Below are 16670 nucleotides of genomic sequence, written 5' to 3'. Positions count from 1 at the left end.
ACCAAACTTGATCCAGACCGAAAGGTGGTACGAACACCTGACGGTCTTTTTTTATTTCTCGTAAATTCGAATTATTCCTTTATCCACCTTAAAGTACACGTTTGAAGTTTTCTCTATAAAATGAAGCATGAATTCCAGAGTGTTATTTCTCTTCACGGCTCCCGTGAAACGTTTGTCCCGTGCATCATCATTCTCGAAAACGAAATCCACGTCATACCAACGACTCAACTTCATGACCAACTCTTCCAACGTCATTTCCCTGAAATCAAACAACCCGTTCCGCCACGAGGTATATGCCGCCACATTTACTTCCCTTCGGGTAATCCGGTGCGTTCCTTGTTCGACTACCGCCTGCCACCCGGAAGCTAAAGAACATTTACCATCCACATTCCCAACCTCGACTTTTCCGGTCACAAGAGTAACCTCCACCCGCTCTTCCCCCTCATAAGCCATCACGTTAAAAGAAGTTCCCAACACCCGGGTTGCCACACCCGAAGCGTACACGATAAAAGGACACGCAGTATCCTTTGCTACCTCGAAATAAGCCTCTCCTTTCACGTAAACCTCCCGCGTATCTTTCCCGAAAACAACCGGGTATTTCATCTCCGTTTCAGCATTCAACCACACCCGTGTACCGTCGGCAAGAGTCATGATGTATTCCCCACCACGAGGAACAACCAATTTATTATACCCCACGGGCTGACGCTTCAACACTTCTCTCAAACTATCCGAAATCTCATATTTTAATCCCGCAACTAGATCTTCTTTCACCATCGCCCCCGCAACCTGTATCCGAAAAGAAGTATCCGCCGTCAACGGGATCATCCGTCCGTCATCCAGCACCAACGTCGCCTTGGAACTACCGGACAGCACCTTCGCCAAATTCAAAGAAGGCAATTTTATCGGAGTAGTTTCCCTTGTCCACAAGAAAACCGTCACACCAACCACCACACAAGCTACCGCAACTCCATTCCAAATGTAACGCCCCATTCGCCGCATTCTCAACTTTGACAAACGCCCCATCAAACGACTCCTCTCTGTTTGTTCATCAATTTCATCCCAACGCCTCGTGTACCCCAACCGGTAATAAAGCCGAGACAAACGCTCGTATTCCTGCCGATTCTCCACGCCCGCTTCCATCCATTCCCGCACCCGCTTCACCTGCTCATCCGTGGCGTTTCCACCCCAGCAAGCCTGAATATCTTGGAATATATCATCAACCATCTTCATGCACTTTCTTGTTTATATTTATTAGTTAAACAAGATTTTTACTTTCATGGGTGAATAAAAACATACTTTTTTTTCACTAAAATGACATTTTTCCCATGTAAAATAAATTTATAGTCATTTATCTCACATATCTTTTGTAATGTAAATACTTGTTCTATAGCAATTAATGATAATATTGGGTGATTTCTTTCCGACATTGTAATACTAACGGGAAAAAACCTTATTTAAACGAGAAATAAATAAAAATATCATTTCCCGTTGCTCTTTCAATAATATACGCAATTCTTTTAACCCAACTTTTAATAGTGTTTTCACAGTATTGACCGACACACCCAATTCCTCCGCCGCTTCTTTATACATACGTCCCCTCAGCATGACGCACTCCACCACGCCACGAGTCTTCTCCGGCAAAGTATCCAACGCTTTCCGAACCACACGGATGACCTCAGGATCAAGTTCATGGGCTTCCTCCTGAGCTATCTGATAATGAGGCAAAGCAAGCAGCTCAGTCTTTATACCCCGCCGAAGCAACTGATTGGTACAAGTATTTTTAACCATAGTGAAAAGAAAAGTACTCAATGCCCGTTCATGTATCCGCTCGTAAAGAGCTTCTTCCCATAGTTTCACCAATTGTTCTTGGACAACATCCTCCGCCGCAGACAAATCATGCAATAACCCGTCAGCAAACACGACCAACGGTTTATAATAGCGGTCAAACAAGACTCCCATGCCTTCACGTTTTCCCGCCTTTAGTAATTCGATAATCTGTCTGTCACTTACCATGTATATCCATTCCAATAGTAATACAAATATATTATTAAATTTTTATTTCACAAATAAAGGGTATTTCTTTTTACTAGAAATACCCTTAACACACTATATATAATACACGAAAAACTATTCCTCGGGTTCAGCGTACATTCTCAAATACTCAACCGTCTTCGATTCGGAGGGACGGCTCATGTTCGCTTCAAGAATCCTGCCTTCCGGGTCAATCAAGATGAAATGAGGAATCCCTTTCACGCGGAAAGCACTCGTAAACGCTTCATCACCTCCCGTGTGGAGTTGTATCCCACCTAATTTCTCGCCCTTCACGGTTTCTTCCCATTTCGCTTTGTCTTTATCTGTCGAGATACTCACGAAACGAACTTTCGTTCCCTTGAATGCCTCTTCCAGTTTTTGCAAATGAGGAATTTCTTCCCGGCATGGACCACACCAGGTAGCCCAAATATCGATATACACGAGATTGCCTTTCAAATCTGACAATTTAACTTCTTTCCCGTTAATATCCAAATACTTGAAATCCGGGGCTTTATTTCCTTTCGTGATAGAGGTACCTTCCTCGTATATCTTGGCAAAGGCTTGCTTGATCAGTGGATCGGTCACCGTTTCCTCAAATATCTTTTTCACGCCGTCGGCTTTGGAGATCCCTTCTCTGTCAATATAATCTATGGCAAATGAACCCACTAAATATTCTTTAATTTTCGGGTTCTTGATATTCTGCAAAACATAATTCAATTCATTCATCACGATCTCTTCATCTGGAGCGTTCATCAGATCAACACCGCGATTGGAAAGAACTTCTATAACCCCTTGCATGTAATTTGTATAACCACTCAATTGCAGCAACCATTCCTGCTCCTCCATCATGGATTTCATCTTGTTATAAAACTCGTCCGAAGGATTACCCCTCCGAGCATATTGCCACATGATTCCGTTCACGTTGTAGCGGATACGGTATTTCTCTTTCTCGACGAAATTTTTATCAAATCCCTTGCTTTCCAACGCCTTGTAATTGTCTTCCATGTATTGATCCAGTTTCGCAAGAAATTCATCCTCGGGCAAACCGAAATCTCCGATCTTGGGAATATCCAACTCGTTCCCGTTAATAAAATTACTCTTCACTCCCCCCTCGCCGTCAAAGGACACCATCAACCCGGACGGGGTCATGTCCCAAGTCACAGACAAGTTTTTCCCCGGTTCAAGGTAAACCGGTACATTTTTCCATTTATACTGGAAAACGGCATATTGCGGTTCGTCAACCGTTAAGATAACACTCCCTTTCCCTTCCGCATTCAACTGTAACACGGTATCCATTTTAGATAAATAAAATCCTGCTCCCTCGTAAGCCTTGTCCTTCACCACCACATCGACCGCAACTTCCTTCTTCGTTTGACAAGCACCAAACACGAATGCAATTAATAACGCGATAAATAATTTTCTCATAATTGAATTTTTAAATGAATACAATATAACTCATTCTACATATAAATATTCTGACTTTTCCTATCTCGAAAAAGTCCAAGTAATAATATCACTTCATCTCCAAAAAACTTTGAAGAGTTTTCTCCGTGTTCGGGTCAGAGGGCATCGTCATATGCGCATCCACGATTCGCCCTTCTTTATCGAGCAGGATAAAACGAGGGATACCGCTTACCACGTAAGCCTTCGCGAACGCCAGATCTCCGTTCATGTGTAATTGGATTCCCGATACGTTTTCTTCTTCCATGGCTTTGCGCCAAGCTTCCGCGTCATTATCACACGAGATGCTGACAAAAGTGATCGGCTTCCCCTCGAATTTCTTCTCCAATGCTTTCAAATAGGGGATTTCCCGCCGACAAGGACCACACCATGATGCCCAAAGATCAATATACACGAACTTGCCCCGCAACGATTCCAATGATACAAAATCTCCCTTCGCGTCCGCGAAATTAAATTCCGGTGAAGGATCTCCCGGTTTCAATCTACTCCAAGTTGCACATACCTGATCGAAATCCTCCAGTAACTTCTTGTCTTTCACGTATTGTTTGTAATACGTTACCAACTCTTCCTTCTCTCCCGCACCGTGGTCGGACACGTAGTCAAAAATATAATGATGTATCAGATCACTCAACAACGTCGAATCCTTGTAATTATCAATAATATACTTCACTTCCCGATCGATCAGTTTATCCGGCGTTATATCGGATTCGCCTTTACCCGCCATAACTTCCACGGCTTTCTGCACGAAACGGCGATAAGTCTTCAACCCGACCAAATCCGTATTTTCTTTAGCCAATTCCCGCATGGTCGCGTAATAAACTTCCGAAGGCTCGAAATTCTCGTCACCCGCCATCCACCGATGATTCATGCGATACGTGTTCCACGAACCGTACACGTAATAACGCAAACGTTCTCTCTCTGTTTTCACGAAATCTTCCGGTAACACTTTACTTTCCAAATTCTTGATATTCCTTGCCAACACTTTTTCCGATTCCTTCTTCAATTCCTCTTCATCTCGCAAGAAACTGGAAGATTCCAAAGGGGCTATGGCAGAAGACAAATACTCGTTGATCTCCTTACAATTACCGGAAAAAGTTCTTTTCCAGTTGGTTGCATTCCCAGAAAACGCCATAATAACCGGTTCTCCCCCTGCCAGATAAAGCGGGTAATATTTGCGCCCGTAAGTAATTCCTGAATATTGAGGGGCGATACGCGGAACTTTTATTTCGACAATTCCGTTTGCCGGCACATCGAAAGCCTGTTCCCGCTCGTTAATTGTAACGAGCAACTTCTCTCCTTCTTGAGGCTCGGAAATCATACACTTGAAAACCAAGTCTTTCAACTCCACCTTTTTCGGGGTATCACCGCATCCCCAAACGGTCGCCACGAACAACAGGAAAAACAAATATATTCTCATAACGATTCGTTTTGATTTTTACTATAATCTACTGTTTCCATCGGGCTTGACGGGTAACGCAACCCGGCTTCCTTCAACAACGCATCTATCTTTTCAGCCTTGTGATACGGGGCTTCAAACGGATCCGTTCCGTTATATCTCACGTTCCCCTCCGCATCAAGAATCACGATATGGGGAATACTTGTCACTCCATAATCCATATTCATCACGTTCTGTTCGGTAAAAGCCACCCGCCACGAGATCTCCATGTCTTTCATTAACGCCTGCATCAACTCTATCTCGTAATCGGGTTTTCCTTCCGTCTTGATTGTCTTGCCGTGTTTCATATCCACGTGATAGCCCATGATAGAAGTCACCCCGATAATTTCCACCGGATATTTCGCGTACCTCTTTTCCAATTCCCGCATATTCGGGAATATACTCACGCAGGGAGCACATTTTGTAGCCCAGAAATCCAACACGACCACTTTTCCTTTCAAATCATCGAGGCTCTTTTCTTTTCCCCTACTGATCCAGATAATATCCAGCCTCGGGGCTTTGTTACCCACTAAAGTACCCGTGGCATAAGGACCTTGCAGATACTGAATCGCTTCTTCCACCCGTACACGCCTTCTTCCCTTGGCATAATGTTCATTATCTAACAGGTTTGTATATTGCTTCAACACTTTTTGCCGAATTTCGTCTTTTTCCCCGGCAGAGAGTTTTTCCGCCGTGAAAGCAGTATTAAACACACCCATCGAAGCGAAAACAGACTCGTCCGACAGTGCCAAATCCAGTAAGGATTTTATATGATCAAATATCCCCAGTTCTACCCAAGTATCAGCTTTCAATCGGGTAGCACCGTTTATCACGTCTGTCATGGCTTCATTATTACTCAACAAGAAATCCGCCATCAAGGGATGTGTCACGACAGCCTTGTAAGCCGTTCTTTCCATTTCCTTACCTTCGCTATAATTATCAGCCGAAGGCAGATATCTCCAACGATAAAAAGTATATTCAGCACCTTCCCTGCCCTCCAATTTTGCTTTTTGTTCCAACACCGGAGCCAACCAATCCCTTAAATATCTATTTAAAGGAATCCCTCCCTCTTGGAAGACAAAATGAATCTGTTCCGGTGCAATCTTGTTTATATCAAATTCTTTTACACCCTTCTCGACAACCTCCTGAAAGGCTTTGCTTTTACCAGCTTCTTCCTGCTGATCTGCCACGGCAAACGCCGCATTCCTGCATAGATCCTTCAATTGCTCGTTTGTCGGCGCTTTCGGGCCACAAGCCACGCAAAAGAGAAGAAGAGATAAATAATATAAGTTTTTCATATAGTAAACTATTATATTTCACGAAAGCATGCCAAAAGTCTATTCAAACTCCCTCGGTCAGCAATGCAAAGCGAGGGAGTTGTTAAAGTAAAAAGACTTTTGACTCGCTTCCGTGAAAAAATCTAATCGTTAAAAATGTATTTCATCGTCATTTCCTGTCCGTCTTGAACCCATTCCACGACTTGACGACCATCCATAATCGATGTAACGTCATAATCAATAAGAACAGAAGCTCCTTCACTTAACGTATCAAATAAATAGCGATTATAGAAATAATTGAAATCAATTCCGCCAATCGTTCCCGGCACCACAGCAGGCAAACCGGTTATAAACAGAGAATTAGGTTGTAAATCCTTTCCTGTGGCAAATCCGTAAGTCTTACCTGACAAATCAGCATCCTGATAATCAACTCGAACAAGAGTTCCGTTCTTCTCCAGATAGGTCGGGGTGTATTCCGTCCCGTCGATCTTATAACTCTTTATATTTCCACTTTCATAAATTACATCAGTAATATAATCTCTCGTATCATTATTTTCATCAGTATAAACTACTTTTACCAATTCTCCGTCTTCATTATAGCTATAAACATACACAGCATCAACACTCAGTTCATCGAATGACCCCATTCCTGAATCAACTCTACGAATTGTCATTTTCGTGATTTTGTTTCCGTCATATTCAAAATCGGCCGTCGTACCGTTATCCATTGCCGGATAGATCGATATCCGATACAATTTATCCGTACCGGGTAGATCGCCAGGCTTCGTGTCATTAAAGGATATCTCAGAAGCCATCATTCCCTGCCAAGCCGGATTTGGATCATATAGTGCGGCATACAGATCACCCCATGTCTTTGCCGCTATACGTTTCACGGTTATCTCTTTGGCAAATTCTTGCTCCTTTTCGTCAATTACCACAACTTTCACCGTGTTATCATCCATCTCCAAGCCTTCAACAAGCACGTTAAAGTCATATTTTGACTGTTCTGCTTCAAGAGTTAAGTCAAAAGAACTTGACAACTTAGTATCTACATACACTTGAATCTCTTTCAACGGTATCATTCCGCGTACCACAGTTACCTTCAAGTTACAATCCTCAAATTGAGTCGTAATCGTCCCTTCTGCCGCAAACCGCACATCCAGTTCCGAAAACTTCTTCACCGTCAACGTGATTTTCTTGTTCACGATCTGTCCGGCTTGATCCTCTATTTTCAAGGTCAACATCACTATCGTGTTGTCCGTGTACGGGGTAAGGTCGAAATCATAGGTATAAGTATGATTGTTCGGGTTAGAGAAAGAAGTTTGTTCATTGATCGTTTTGTTCGTTGCGTTATCAATCAATGACACCTTAGCCAAACCTTCTTCAGAGGTGATCGGCAAGCTAATCCTGTAAACATCTGCCGTATCCCTTTTAATCTCGAGACTCACGTCGTTTCCATCAATAACGGGAGGCATCCCGGGATCATCATCCGAACAAGCAACACAACCGGCTACAGCCAAGATTGACAATAAATAATTTTTCCACTTTTTCATAATTCATTCATTTTAAGTTGGTACTTCAATTAAGTTACACTATTCTATTCTTTATAAAAAATCCTCTGCCAGCGGGTTTATCTTAACAATATCAACCCCAATAGCTTTTAAACTTCTAGCAACATACTGCATTTTAGTCCGCATGACGGATTCCTCCCATACCGTTTCTTTTGTTTCTTCATCCATCTTCACCAGATGCTCCACGAACGTGCTCAAATCCTCCATCTGGAGCGGGTAATAATACTGTTCTTTATCCGTGATCGGGAAGAAACCGCGGCTCATGTAATATTCATCCGGTAGTATCTCTCCCTTTTCCCGCTCGACTCTCGTCCCGTACAATTTAGCCGCAGGGTCAAAGAACAAGTTTTCCACGAAGATATTCCGTTTCACGTTCACGATATACCCGCCCAAGAACATATAATGTATCTGCCGCACGAATTCGTTCTGCCTTTCCACGGACATGGCTGCCAGTGTAACCCGGTCGAGTCGGGCTACCGTGAAACTGTTCATGTTCACCACAGCGTCATGCAAACCAGTTTTTCCCCCGTCCGAGTTTGAAATTCCCAAAACACCGCCGTACACCTTACTACAAATTAAAAACTTGCGAGGCAACATATTCAACTTCACCGTATCCCGGTAGCAATTAAAGAAATGTTCCTCCAGAAAAGCCACGGCACCCGGTACATCTTCTTTTTCCAGATAAGTCAATTTCGCTTCCCGCCAAGAGCTCGCTTGCTCGAACTGGTAGGCAAAGTCCCGCAACAGATCGAACTGGTACAATATATACGTTCCGTATTTTTCCTTGAAAGCCATTATATCGGCGTTCGACTTATCGATTAACGCTTCCAATCGGTCCTCGTCCTTCAACGAAGGCGTAACATCCTCGTCATCACTGCATGACCAGAACGTACACAATATTCCGATCAATAAACACAAGCTATATCTTTTCATCATCTTTTTCAATTATCCGTTTAATAGTCCTCTTTTATCGGCAGTTTCTCCACGCGTCCGTTTTGCTCCATCGCCCCGTTACGATCCATCTCCGCTTGGGGAATCGGGTACACGTAATTGGGATCGTTGGGTGTCAGCATATAAATTTCCGTACCCGTGATTCCGCCGGTACTATTCACCAGCGTGAACTTGTGGTCAATCTGTTTGGCAAACAACTTCGTCCGTTTCAAGTCATACCAGCGATGTCCCTCGTAACACAGTTCCCGGCGGCGTTCGTTAAAGATAAACCGTTTCAGCTCCAACCCCTTGGAAGGTATCGAGAGCACGCTCATGTCCTTCACCCGGTTTTCGACCAACTTCTTCACGTCCTCGTAAGCCTCGGCATCCATATCCTTCGCAGCATACGCCTCTGCACGGTTCAAGTACGCCTCGGACACTCGGAAATTAAAGCCTCCCAAATCCGTGAATCCCCCCAGCCATTTCGCAGGAATCCCCATCCCCATGACCGTCTTGACGTATTGGTCGGCACGCAAATCGCCCTGCAAGAATGTAGCCATCATATCGGAAGACACACCGTAAGTAACATTCGTGGAACCGTAAATATGTGGCGTTGCCAAATCGCCCGACCCGACGAGAGAACTCGGATCTCCGTAAACATGTAATATCTCGGGATTCGTCGTGTTCACGAAAGTACCTTGGTGTTCTTTTAGATTCCACAACATTCCACCCGTCGTGTTGATAACCTGTGTAGTATAATCTATACAATTATCCCAATCGCATTTATAGAGATACACCCTTGACAATAACAACTTCGCGGTCATGGCGTTCGGGTGCCACAAGGACTTCTTCAACCCGCTTTTCTCAAACTCCCGTATAGCAGTTTTCAAATCCGATTCGATCAGATTATAAATCTCGGCGACAGAGGCACGCGTGTATGTTTCCTCGACTCCCGTGCCCAAGCGTTTCGGCACTCCAAGTTCAGATGCGGCGGTGGCAGCATCGTAATGCTTGGCATACAAGTTCACCAGCTCGAAATAAGAACGAGCCCGAACGAAATACGCCTCACCCCGAACGAAAGCTTTCTCGTTATCTTCCCCTATCGCCTTATCAATATTCTCCATCACGTAATTAGTGAACAGCACCAGACGATACAATATTTCCCAAGATTGATTTACGGTCGATTTATCCCCGTTCCCATCCATCTCGACATCCCTCTGCCAGGTATACAGGCTCTTGTACAAATTCTTCTCGTTCGTCGAGGTCTTCCGGTTCTCCTCGATATCGTCAGTCATGAACTCCGTCGTGTAATTCGTCATGTTCTGGATAAAAGCCACCCGGTGCAAGGTCTGCAAGAAATGCTCCACGGTACGCGGGATAACCTGATCTTTATCTTCTTCCTTCAGGAAATCACTACAAGCGGAAGCCAAAAGAATACCCATCAATAAATATATATATACCCTTTTCATAAACTCTTATTATCGGTTAGAAATTCACGTTCACACTTAGATTATACGTCGGTAAAGTCGGCATACCGATAGATTGCACTTGATCCGGGTCTTGTCCTTTCAGTTTCTTGTCGAACACGATCACCCCGATATTCTGTACTTGAAAATCCATGCGCAAACCATTGATACCCGCTTTTTTCATCCAGTCACCTTTCAAACTATACCCCAAGGAGATCGCCCGCACACGGATATGGTCGCCTTTAGCCACCCGCAAATCCGAATAATCATACATGTACCACCCCGCATTCGTTTGCGGTCCCGCAGCACTCCGGAACGGAACATCTACCATCGTGTACATATAAGCCTCCGCCTCGCTCGGGTAAGTATCCGCTCCTGGGATACTCAAGGTCGCGTTCGAGAGAGCCGGAATATTCGTGATCGCTTCATCGCCAGAAGTTCTCCAACGCTTCGCCATCACTTTATTCATGTTATCCTCCGGGTAAGGCAAGATATTCCCGTTGTCCTTGTAAAGCCTCAACATACGCACCTTGTAGCCGAATTTATAAGAGAATTCAGCCCGCAAGGAAAGACGCTTGTACATAAATTCCGTGGAGAAACTACCGAATGCCGACGGGGTACGCGTACCGGAATAAGTGAATATATGGCTCAAGAACTCTTCTTTCGTCATGTTGGACGAATTACCCGTCAAGTTCTTGAAACGCGGTAATCCGTACTCGTCCAAACAGTCGAACTGGTACGAATAAAACCCGTCCACCGACACCCCTTTTTTCACCACCGAACCACTCACGTAATTACTATACGTGTTGACACTTCCCTCGATCACTTCCGCTCCCCGCATCACGGTATTCTTCGTGTGGGAGAAGGACAGGGTAGTCCGCCATTTAAAATTCTCCGTGTCTATATTTCTCGTGGAAATATTGAAATCAATCCCCTTGTTCATCGCCGAACCGTCATTGATTTTCAAGGAAGTCATCCCGTTCACGAGAGAAACCGGGCGATCCGTGATCAAGTCCACCGATTTGCTATAATAATATTCCAACGCGCCACTGATCCGCCCGTGCAGGAACGACCAATCCAAACCGATATTCACCGTCGACGTCTTCTCCCACTTCAGGTTGGCGTTCGGGAAAGATTGTACCAGCGCACCCAACTCCCCGGAAGCCGTTTGTTTCCGCGGGGTATCGATAACCATGTAAGGGCTGGCGTTCGGCACGTTACCGCGATAACCGTATGAACCGCGAAGAGCCAGCGTCTCGATCCACGAACAATTCATGAAAGATTCGTCATTGATGTTCCAACGACCGGAAACTGACCACACAGGATTGAACTTCTCGTTCTTGTATTGCCCGAAACGGTTGGAACCGTCGTTACGGATATTGAAGTTCAGGGAGTACAGGTTCTTGAACGTGTAAGTCATCGTCGCGTAAAAGGACAAGGCATTTTCCCTACGGTCGGTGATCGTGGGGAATACGCCGCCACTCTGCAAGAACCAGTATTTCAGAGCTTGCGTGTACTCGTAGTCCACCCCGTTCTGCACCACAGGAAAACGACTGAACGTTTTTCCCTGCTCGTTCATATATCCCGGGAACTGCCCGCTTGCCGTTCCCTTGTAGATCGTGGACTTCGCTTCCTGTCCGAAATCTACGTTAAAATGATGTATCTCCTTTATCGTGAAATTATAATTCAACTGGTTACGCACCGTCCAATCGTACTGGTTCATCGAACTATTGGAATACACGCCGCCATCTATGATATTCTTCGGTGGCACGTCACCTGCGGGTCTCTCGCCGTAATCCCACCCGCGCAAATCAGCCACGTAAAAACTCTTCTCTCCCATCCATTCCTCAGTGAGGTTTGTCGTCGTCGTCAATCCCACCGTTCCCATGTAGCGCAGATTAGGCAGAATCTCCCAATTCAAGGAAGCCGTCAGATTCAAACTCTTGTTCACGATATTGTTACCGCCATTAGCGAACTCGTTCAGTATATTATACCCGGCGTACACGTTCGTGTTTGCCGTACGATTCACGTTCACATTCCTGTCCACGTAATACAGAGACCCGTCAGCATTTCGCACCGGGATCGTCCGGTTCGTGTAGTATGCCTCGTCGAAAGCGGAATAATCACCGGGATTGTAATCCGCGTCCTGCAACGAACCGCTCAAACGTATATCCAACAGAATATTATCCCGCAGACGAGTCGATAAATTCATGCGGGCGGTTAACCGCTGCAAGTCAGTCCCCCGTTCGGTACCTTTATTACTGGAATAGCCAAAAGAGAAATAATACCGGGTATTCTCGTTACCGCCGGAAAGACTGATATCATGCGACTGGCTGAAAGAGTTACGGAACAATGCCCCGAACCAATCCGTGTTGCGTCCTTCCATCTCGGAAACCCCTTGTTGGAACTCGGCGAAAGATATTTTCTTGTCCCAGTAGTCCATCATCAACCCCTCGTATCCCATGCGCTGGGGCGTGTACTCGAAATACAATCCCCTGTCCATAATCTCGCGGGAAACCTCCACGCGTTCCTTCGAGTTCATCAACTCGAAATCGTCATAGGTCGGGCGTCGCATGAAGCCTGCGTTAAAATTATAGCTCAAAGAAGTCTTACCGACCTTTCCCGTCTTCGTCGTCACCACGATCACGCCGTTCGCCGCACGGGTACCGTAAATAGCCGTGGCAGAAGCATCTTTCAACACGTCGATACGCTCGATATCCTGCGGGTTCAAACCCGTGATAGCGTTACCGATCAGATTAATATTATCCCAGCTATTAATCTCGTCGGCGGAGAGGGGCACCGGATTCTCGTAAATAATCCCGTCGATTACCCACAATGGCTCGCGTGTTCCCGTGAACGTGCTGCTTCCCCGCAAACGCATCTTGGTAGCGGCTCCCGGCATGGTACTCAACGTCATCGCAAGTAACCCGGGAACCTTTCCTTCCAACATCTGGTCTACCGTCAACGCACCCCTAAAATCCAGATCTTTGTCCGTCAGGGAAGAAATCGAACTTGTCAACTTCCGTTTGTCGATTGTCTGGTAGCCGGTCACCACAACTTCGTCCATGCTAACACAGTCGTCGTCCAGCACGACATCCAGTCTTTTCTGTCCGTCCCAAACCACTTCCTTGGTTCTCATCCCAATAAAGGAAAACAACAAGGACTGTTTCTTGGGATCTAACGCTATCGTGTACTCCCCGTTCACGTTCGTTGCCACGCCGATAGCCGTTCCCTTGATCAACACGGTAACACCCGGCAACAGTTCGCCTTTGCAATCCTTCACCACACCTTTCACCTCTACTTTCCGCCCCACGGAATCACGCGCGGTCGTCTTCACCGGGGCGGGTTTTATCACCACCATATCGTCAATAATCTCGTACGTGTAAGGCAATCCCCGTAACACCCTATCCAAGGCTTTCGCCAAGGTGGAATTGTTGATACTCACGCTTACCCGGGCCGCTTTGTCCAATTCCTCCTCGTTGAACACGAACAGGTAACCTGTTTGCTGTTTCAACGATTTAAATACCTCTCTCAACAAGACATTCTCGCATTTCAGACTCACGTTCTGGGAAGCCACTTCTCCAAAAGCACTAATAGACAGGAGAATTGTCAAAACAATTGTTAGTTTCATAATCAAAAAAGAGTTACCATCTCGAGTTTGTCGCAGGAGACAGCGAATAATTCGCCTTTTTTCCATAATTTTGCAAATCAATTTTACGTTATTCCAACTTGACTTTTATCAGTTAAGAGGAACGAGTTACACGTGAGCGGGGGATGCTGGTACCATTCTCCGCTTTTTATCACCCGTCCTCACTTTATTACTTCGATTGTACCTGTATCACGTTATCCTTTATCCTGAACATCACGTTCGTCGTCTTTTCCAGTATATCGAGGGATTGGTACAGGGGGATATATTTCTTTATTCCCCCCGTGAAACGCCGATCCCCGATCCCCACGTCATCGAACTCGAAAATAACACCATACCAGCGGGATAATTGTTTCCCGATCTCCCGCAAGGACATATTTTCGAACTCGAACACGCCTTTCAACCACGATGAATAAAGCGCAGCATCCACCTTACGCACCTCTATATTATTCACGCTCTTGTTGTATACCGCCTGTTCTCCCGGCTGAAGACAGACTTTACACGTTCCGTCGGCAACCTCCACCTTCCCTTTCGCCAGTGTCGTAACGACTCTCTCTTCCGGGTAAGCGCATAAATTAAATTCCGTACCCAATACCTTCACCCGGGCTCCACCCGTGTGCACGATAAAGGGATGCTCCGCGTCTTTACTCACGACAAAATAGGCTTCGCCCTCCACGTACACCTCTCGTGTTTCCCCCGAGAAATAGGTCGGAAAACGGAACTTCGTGTCGGAATTCAACCACACCCGCGTACCGTCAGCCAAGGTTAGATCAAATTCCCCGCCAACCGGTACTTCCACGGTATGCAACACGCTTTTGGCAACTTTCTCGTTTACATGATAAACGAGCGCACTCGCAGTATCCTTGGTAATCTCCGTACCGTCCTTCTCCACCAATCCCAACGCCTCTTCGTTTTTCAGGTTAACACTCTTCCCGTCAGCCATGTGCAGTATCACGGAAGCATTCCCGGGAATAACTTCCGCAACCGGAATCACCATCGTTCTTTGTTTTACGGGCAGCAATAACCACGTCCCGATCATAACGGCAAGCAATACCGAAGCCGCCGCCATAACCCGAATCATTCTTACCCGGTCACGTCGTTTCAATTTACGTTCCAACACTTTCCATGAACGTTCCCGATCCATCCTATCCATAAAACCGATCCCGTGTGCTTCCCTGTACACCCGAAGGCTATCCTCGAAAATAACCTTGTTTTCCGGCGTCTGCTCAATCCACGCCTCCAGCCTCTTAAAATCTTCCCGGCTGATAGAACCTTCCGTGTAGTCAGCTATCCATTGATGTATGTTTTCCTGCATATCTCTCCTTCGTTTCTTACATACTGCACTTTTAACGAATATGGGTGAAAGGAAAACGAAGTTTTTTCGTAAAAAAAATCTCAACGGCTATTAATCATTCTGAATCAAACATTTAACGGGATACAAAATTCATACTCCGGACACATTTTTTTTATTTGAATATCTTCGTCATTAACGAATATTCTATACTTAATATTATTTCTCGCCAAGAATGTGTTTTGCCTTATATAACAAGGTGTTACACCTTAATTACAAGCACTGTTATTCTATTGTCATTCTATTAAAATAGAATAACAATAGGATTACAAAAGTTTTATTCATTAATTACAATTAATGAAGATAGAGAGAAGAATAGGTGTAATGAAGCGGAGGCATAGGGAAAAGCTCAGGACATCACCAATTTTCTTAGCCGTAGTAAAATCAACAGGATAATCGTATCGAGGTTATCACGCAATTGTTTCAATGCTCTTGCGTAATGCGTTTTGACGGTATTGACAGAAACACCCAGTTTATCGGCAACCTCTTTGTAACTCAAGCCTTCCAACACGATAGCGATGAATACTTCCCGGCATTTCTCCGGCAATCGCTGTATTTCTTTTTGTAATTTCTCCCGACGGGCGTTAATATCTTCTTCACGTTCGACAGATACCTCGTCAAGCAATACATCCGAGTAATTCCCGATTTCCTCGAAAACCAGACGCCCCGACTGACGTATCATATATAGCGCTTCTTTTTGTACTGCCCCGAACAAATACGACTTCAAGGAACCCTCGAACACGGTTCCTCTTTTCTTCTCCCAGAAGTTTACCAACACCTCCTGCACCACATCCTCCCCATCCTCGAAAGAATGCACGAAACGCAAAGCGAACAAGCACAATACTTGATAATAATTATCAAATATCATCTTCACGCATTCCGCGTTTTTTTCTTTCAAGTAACGAATTATCTTTTCCTCCTGATGTATCATTAGCCGTATCCCCTAAATCCAGTACGCGTGCCTTTTCACTACTTTGTCGTACACTTCGCTTTATAGGTTACTTTCGTTTCCATGGCGTCCATGATAACCGCTTTCACCGTTGAATTCAGTTCCCCGTCGGTGATCGTTCCCGTGGCAGTTACGCGCATCGGCATACTATTATAATTATAGGTAAAAGAAATGTTCAACTTGTACACCGTTTTGCCGTCTTTCACTTCCGGTTTCACGGATACTCCCGCAGAACGATAGCTGAACTTCTGTCCCGTGGGCAGCACGAAGTCCGTCACCTCGACGATCACGCTATCACGGTGTATCCGTTTCAATTCTAATTTCAACGGCAATTCCCGCTGCATGATCTCAATGTATGCCTTCCCGTCGTACGTTCCGGCAACGGCTGCCCCGTGATCTTTTTTGTCCTTGGCTCCCGCTGATACAACACCTGCCATCCCGGCGGTAACAAACAAAACGAGAATAAGTTGTCCTATAAATTTCATAATCCTGATGGTTTTTCGTCTAAAAGTTTCTATTTTTAGCGCTCGAAAATACAAAAATAAATCCATAG

At 45.2% G+C, this 16670-nt stretch carries 12 protein-coding genes; all 12 read right to left on the bottom strand.

Going from position 1 to position 16670, the window contains the following annotated elements; all coding sequences use genetic code 11:
• Positions 1-51: 51 nt before the first annotated feature.
• Positions 52-1230: a FecR family protein gene (locus L0M98_RS07875; RefSeq protein WP_227215289.1), complete on the bottom strand. Its 1179-nt coding sequence runs from the start codon at positions 1228-1230 to the stop codon at positions 52-54.
• A 204-nt stretch (positions 1231-1434) separates the two neighbouring features.
• Entirely contained in the window at positions 1435-2013 is a 579-nt protein-coding gene (locus L0M98_RS07870) for an RNA polymerase sigma factor (RefSeq protein WP_227215290.1), read from the bottom strand.
• A 114-nt stretch (positions 2014-2127) separates the two neighbouring features.
• Entirely contained in the window at positions 2128-3456 is a 1329-nt protein-coding gene (locus L0M98_RS07865; RefSeq protein ID WP_227215291.1) for a TlpA family protein disulfide reductase, read from the bottom strand.
• A gap of 88 nt (positions 3457-3544) precedes the next feature.
• A complete protein-coding gene (locus tag L0M98_RS07860; protein ID WP_227215292.1) occupies positions 3545-4909 on the bottom strand; it encodes a TlpA family protein disulfide reductase in 1365 nt (454 codons plus the stop codon).
• Positions 4906-6225: a TlpA disulfide reductase family protein gene (locus L0M98_RS07855; protein WP_099290379.1), complete on the bottom strand. Its 1320-nt coding sequence runs from the start codon at positions 6223-6225 to the stop codon at positions 4906-4908. Before L0M98_RS07855 ends, L0M98_RS07860 begins: the two co-directional genes overlap by 4 nt.
• A 122-nt stretch (positions 6226-6347) precedes the next feature.
• Positions 6348-7757: a hypothetical protein gene (locus tag L0M98_RS07850; protein ID WP_099290378.1), complete on the bottom strand. Its 1410-nt coding sequence runs from the start codon at positions 7755-7757 to the stop codon at positions 6348-6350.
• A gap of 51 nt (positions 7758-7808) precedes the next feature.
• A complete protein-coding gene (locus tag L0M98_RS07845) occupies positions 7809-8711 on the bottom strand; it encodes a hypothetical protein (RefSeq protein WP_227215293.1) in 903 nt (300 codons plus the stop codon).
• A gap of 17 nt (positions 8712-8728) precedes the next feature.
• Complete coding sequence (locus L0M98_RS07840; protein WP_227215294.1) at positions 8729-10174, bottom strand: RagB/SusD family nutrient uptake outer membrane protein; 1446 nt, start codon at positions 10172-10174, stop codon at positions 8729-8731.
• Between the two features lie 16 nt (positions 10175-10190).
• Positions 10191-13802, bottom strand: a complete 3612-nt coding sequence (locus L0M98_RS07835; RefSeq protein WP_227215295.1) for a SusC/RagA family TonB-linked outer membrane protein — start codon at positions 13800-13802, stop codon at positions 10191-10193.
• A 187-nt stretch (positions 13803-13989) separates the two neighbouring features.
• The gene (locus L0M98_RS07830; protein WP_227215296.1) at positions 13990-15132 is read right to left on the bottom strand and encodes a FecR family protein; all 1143 of its coding nucleotides are present in this window, start codon (positions 15130-15132) and stop codon (positions 13990-13992) included.
• Between the two features lie 385 nt (positions 15133-15517).
• On the bottom strand, positions 15518-16099 hold the full coding sequence (locus L0M98_RS07825) for an RNA polymerase sigma factor (protein WP_237961681.1): 582 nt from the start codon (positions 16097-16099) through the stop codon (positions 15518-15520).
• Positions 16100-16137: 38 nt separating this feature from the next.
• Entirely contained in the window at positions 16138-16602 is a 465-nt protein-coding gene (locus L0M98_RS07820) for a hypothetical protein (RefSeq protein ID WP_099290372.1), read from the bottom strand.
• Positions 16603-16670: the final 68 nt, after the last annotated feature.

The sequence above is a fragment of the Butyricimonas sp. DFI.6.44 genome, assembly GCF_022132345.1.
Classification (GTDB): domain Bacteria; phylum Bacteroidota; class Bacteroidia; order Bacteroidales; family Marinifilaceae; genus Butyricimonas; species Butyricimonas muris.
Note: the sequence above shows the minus strand (reverse complement) of the source record. Positions and strands in the feature narration are given on the sequence as shown.